The sequence below is a fragment of the Microbacterium istanbulense genome (assembly GCF_037204145.1).
Classification (GTDB): Bacteria; Actinomycetota; Actinomycetes; order Actinomycetales; family Microbacteriaceae; genus Microbacterium; species Microbacterium istanbulense.
Genome location: NZ_JBBDGN010000025.1, coordinates 1 through 4,804, shown reverse-complemented (window position 1 = coordinate 4,804; position 4,804 = coordinate 1). Strand labels below are relative to the sequence as shown.

Below are 4,804 nucleotides of genomic sequence, written 5' to 3'. Positions count from 1 at the left end.
CTTCGCTGCCAGGTTCTGGTCCTGCTCACGTGTGCGTGCAGCGAAGTGACGGTCTTGAGCTGCCTTGAATCGCGGCCAAAGCGCCGCCTCTGTTGAGCGATCGGCCGACCCCGCCGACTTCCATCTCTCTCGAAGCTCTCGGAACTCTTGGCTTGCCTCTCGCCAAGGGCGGTCGGCGAGCGCCTCAGCGCGCTGGACAAGCCCCCATTTCGTCTTGGCAGGGCCATCGGGAAAGTAGCTCATCTGGTCGTCGCCGACGAAAACATCGGTTCGTCCGTTGGCTTCCTTGACGACGGTTGGACGGCCGGCATGGTCGACGTAGTACTGAACACGGTCCACTGGCGAGCGGCGAACGCTGGCATCGTTGATATGGGGCCTATGCCCCGCATTTCGTCCATATTGAACGACGTTGCCCCCATCGCCGACATTGTGACTGTGCTGCTTGTCCTCGTCAGGGATGCCGCTCATCGGACCTTCCTCCACGCTCACCGCTCGCGTACGAGCACCACTTCTGACCGGTCGAGTCGGTAACCGGGTCGCCTTCATTCTTCCAGACGGCCCTTCGCACCTGGAGGTTGCCGGGGACACAAGCCACATCCCTGGTGCCAGGCCCCGGCCATAACCGTGAAGGCCGACGTGCACCTGTCGCGTGTACCCCGTCTGCGAGTTCGTGGGCGGGCCGCCCGTCGCCAAGGAGACCTACCGTGTTCGATCTGCTCGCCAACGTCATGTCCGCGCCGCTGCTGGTGCCGATGGACATCAACATCGACCCCAATACCAACGGGCTGCCGGGGATCAACCAGCTGCGCACCATCGTCGGCGCGGTGATGACGATCGGTCTGATCCTCAGCGTCCTCGCGCTGATCGTGTCCGCGATCGTGTGGGGCTTCGGAGCCAACTCGTCCAACCCGCATCTTGCTTCGCGCGGAAAGATCGGCGTGCTCGTTTCCTGCGGTGCTGCGGTGATCTGTGGCGCGTCGGTGACGCTCATCAACTTCTTCTGGAACGTCGGCCAGCAGGTCTGACCCGCGCGTCGTCGAGAGTTGGAGTTCGAGATGGGCGTGTGCGACGTTCCCGTGATCTCGTCGGTGTGCGATGCCGTCGGCGAAGGTGCCGCTTCCTTGGTTGCGGCCCCGTTCGACTGGCTTGCCCAGGCGATGGGCGCCGCCGCCGGGTGGCTGTTCGAGGCGGTCTGGTCGGTGTTTGACACCACGACGCTGGTGGATGTCACCAAGCCCGGCTACGTGGCCGTCTACAACCTGTTGTTCGGCATCGCGGTCTTCGTGATGCTGATCTTCTTCTGCCTCCAACTCATCACCGGGCTGATCCGCCGCGATCCCACCGCGCTCACCCGGGCCGCGCTCGGGCTGGCGAAGTCCGTCCTCGGATCGTTCGTGGTCATTACGCTCACGGCGCTGCTGTTGGAAGTCGTCGATCAGCTGTGCATCGGGATCGTGCAGGCCGCTGGGGAGACTACCGAGTCGATGGGCGACAAGATCGCCCTCCTCGCAGCGGGACTGGTCGGCATCAACATCGCTGCCCCCGGTGTCGGAGCGATCATCACCATCTTCATGGCCGGCCTCGCGATCACCGCCGCCGCGATTGTGTGGCTTTCCTTGCTCGTGCGGAAGGCGTTGCTCCTGGTGGCGGTGGTGTTCGCTCCGCTCGCGTTCAGCGGCGCATCCTGGGATGCCAGCCGGGGGTGGATCGGGAAGTGGGCGATGTTCGTCGTCGCTCTGATCTGCTCCAAGCTCGTCCTGGTCGTGATGTTCCTGGTCGCGATCACCCAGGTCTCCGCACCGATCGACGCGGACCTGGCCTCGGTCAGCGATCCCATCGCGGGGATCGTGCTGATGGCGATGGCCGCGTTCGCGCCGTATCTGACCTACAAGTTCATCGCGTTCGTCGGGTTCGACATGTACCACGCGATCGGCTCCGAGCAAGACGCCAAGAGCGCCCTCAACCGACCGATCCCGGTCCCGTCCAAGCCGCAAGGCGGCGCAGACCCGAAGAAGGTTCTCGACGACGGCAGCAGTGGCGGAGGGAACGCAGGTGGAAGCTCCGGCGGAGGGGGCGGGAGCGGCGCGCCACCGCCGCCGAAGACCCCGGCACCGACACCGGCCGCGAGCGGTAGTGGAGCGGCAGGCGGTGGAGGTGCAGCAGCCGGTGGTGGCGGAGCAGCTGCAGCCGGTCCCGTGGCCGCGGGCGTGGTGGTCGGGGCGAGCGTCGCCAAGGGCGCCGCCACTGCCGGACCCAAGGCTGGGACGGCGCTGGGAGCTCAAGGCGAGCACGCCGCCGACGCAGCCACGCAGACACCGCCGCCGCCCGCGTCGCCGACGGTGGCATCGCCGTCAAGCCCGGCCCCGCGCCCGCCGAGCACTGACCCGTCGCCGCCGCCGAAGCAGCCCCCACCGCTCGCGCCACGCCCACCGAAGGAGTAGACGATGAGCAGCACGAACAACGACCGGCAGACCGCGGGCGAGCTGGTGCCGGTGAAGTTCTCCCGCCTCACCCGGCGCGGTGTCCTCCTCGGCCTGTCGCTGACCCAGCTCATCACCCTCGCCATCGGCGGAGCCACCCTCATCGGCGCGTTCTACGCCGGAGGCGGGATGCTGCTGGCCTACACGGCCCCGGTCTGGGTACTCGCCGCCGCCCTGACCTGGATACCTATCGCGGGCCGGCCGATCGTGGAATGGCTGCCCATCGCCTGCTGGTGGCTGTGGCGCACCACCGGCGGGCAACTGCTCTACCGGCGCAGGATCGTCGTCCCGCGCCCCGTTGGGACGCTCGCGTTGCCTGGTGACATGGCGCGGCTGCGGGAGTACACCGACCCCGACACCAGCGCGGGGATGATCCACGACCCGCACGCCGCCACTCTCACGGTGGTGTGCGAGGTCACGCATCCCGCGTTCGTGCTCCTCGATCCCGGCGAGCAGGAACGCCGCGTCACCTCCTGGGGCCGCGTCCTCGCCACGGTCTGCCGGTCCGGGCGCATCGCGACCCTGCAAGTCCTCGAACGCACCCTCCCAGACTCAGGAACCGGCCTCGCCGAATGGTGGGCCACCCACGGCACCCCCGACGGATCGTGGGCGGCCGACACCTATGCAGAGTTGATCGAGCGTGCCGGTCCCGCCGGCGAACGCCACGCCACCACGCTCTCGCTGTCACTGGACATGAAGACCAGTGCCCGTCAGATCAGAACCGCCGGTGGCGGGATACGTGGTGCCGCCGCCGTTCTGCGGCAAGAGATGAACACCCTCGTCGCCGCGCTCCGCTCGGCCGACCTGTCACCCTCGGGATGGCTGACACCGGGGCAGATCGCGGTCATGCTGCGCTCCGCCTACGACCCCGCCATCGCCGCCACACTGGAACGCCACGGCAGGCTCGGCCAGTCCCTCGCGACTGCTGGGCCGGTCGCGGTCACGGAGACCTGGGGCCGGCTGCGCACCGACTCCGCTCACCATGCGGTGCTGTGGGTCAGTGAGTGGCCGCGGTCGCTGGTGTATCCGGGGTTCCTGTCGCCCTTGCTACTATCCACCGGCATCCAGCGCTCGTTCTCACTGATCTGCACGCCCATGCGCTCTGACCAGGCCGCCCGCGACATCCGCAAGAAGAAGGTCGAGCACATCTCCGACCAGGCCCAGCGCGCGAAGATCGGCCAGATCGAGGACGCCTCCCAGACCGCCGAATACCACGACGTGCTCCAGCAAGAAGCCGACCTCACCGCCGGTCACGGCATCCTGCGCTACACCGGCCTGATCGCCGTCTCCGCACCCACCATCGAGGAACTCGACGCAGCCGTGGCCGCCATCGAGCAAGCCGCGATCCAAGCATCTTGCGAAACCCGGCTGCTCGTCGGCCAGCAAGCCGCAGCATTCACGGCCGCGGCATTGCCGTTGTGTCGCCGCGTGTGACGGCTAGCCAACGTGGAAGTCTTGCTCCTTCGATTCCCCGTTCTCGGTCCAGCGGATGCGGAGAATGTCCGGGTCGCCGCCGCCCATATGGTGAAAGACATTGAGACGGCGCGTCTGGCTGGCGTGGATGACGGTGGGAGCGTCAGCCCCGGCAAGCATCATGCTGGAGTTGTCGCCGACGGACTCGAAGACGACATCAGTCGCGTCCTCATCACCGCTGTTGGTGACTTCGATCCAGTGACGATTCGAGTAGCGGGGCTTGCCCTTGTTGTCGAAGCTCTTGACCTCTCGCTCCTGCTTCGGCTGGGCCGAGAACCGCACGCCACGGGTCCGTGATGGCGAGGCCGCCACTCCAAGGTCGAGTTGCACGATGTCGTACTCAATCGCCTTCCACACTTCGTGTCCCAGTTGAGCAGTCGTTGCGAACTCACCAAGAAGCCCTCGCTGACTGATCTCGGCGCGGAACTCACGGAGTCCGTCGAGCTGACGCGTATCGACATCATTGGGAAGCGCAGCCGTAGAGAAGTAGAGATGGACGGGCTTCCCGCTCTCTACTGCGCGCTCAATCTCCTCTACGGTGCCGGACACTGCGTCAGGCGTCGGGGAGCCGAGACGGCTCCCGAACAACGCGAAGACGATGTCCGACTCGTCAACCCCCTGAGAGTTGATGAGCGACTGAGGGTGCCCTCCGAGGACGGGCACCGACGAGGTCTCCCACCGCCACGGAAGCAGCACTACCTGCTTGTTCGTGGCGTTCGCGTTGTTCCAGTCGTTGATAGCTGCCTCAACGGCATCGCGGGCGTCGGGGATGTCGGATGGAGAAGCGATCATGACGCGCAACACGGAGGCAGCAAAACTCATGCCTCAAGGGTATGGGTGGGCACTGACAT

5 protein-coding genes are annotated in these 4,804 nt (G+C 66.5%); 3 read left to right on the top strand and 2 right to left on the bottom strand.

What is annotated here, in order from left to right; genetic code table 11:
- On the bottom strand, positions 1 to 468 hold a 468-nt coding region (locus WDU93_RS15155), incomplete at its 3' end, for a DUF349 domain-containing protein (protein ID WP_337322075.1).
- A gap of 260 nt (positions 469 to 728) precedes the next feature.
- On the opposite strand from WDU93_RS15155, the gene WDU93_RS15150 reads away from it, so the two are divergent.
- From WDU93_RS15150 to WDU93_RS15140, 3 genes are read left to right on the top strand one after another with little or no spacing between them, the layout of a single operon-like run.
- A complete protein-coding gene (locus tag WDU93_RS15150) occupies positions 729 to 1,025 on the top strand; it encodes a DUF6112 family protein (RefSeq protein WP_297105607.1) in 297 nt (98 codons plus the stop codon).
- Between the two features lie 30 nt (positions 1,026 to 1,055).
- Complete coding sequence (locus WDU93_RS15145) at positions 1,056 to 2,441, top strand: conjugal transfer protein TrbL (protein WP_337322074.1); 1,386 nt, start codon at positions 1,056 to 1,058, stop codon at positions 2,439 to 2,441.
- Between the two features lie 3 nt (positions 2,442 to 2,444).
- Positions 2,445 to 3,914 carry an SCO6880 family protein gene (locus WDU93_RS15140; protein ID WP_337322073.1) on the top strand — a complete coding sequence of 490 codons (1,470 nt, stop codon included), beginning with the start codon at positions 2,445 to 2,447 and terminating at the stop codon, positions 3,912 to 3,914.
- A gap of 3 nt (positions 3,915 to 3,917) precedes the next feature.
- On the opposite strand, the gene WDU93_RS15135 is transcribed toward WDU93_RS15140, so the two are convergent.
- A complete protein-coding gene (locus tag WDU93_RS15135; RefSeq protein ID WP_300143786.1) occupies positions 3,918 to 4,775 on the bottom strand; it encodes a DUF4062 domain-containing protein in 858 nt (285 codons plus the stop codon).
- Positions 4,776 to 4,804: the final 29 nt, after the last annotated feature.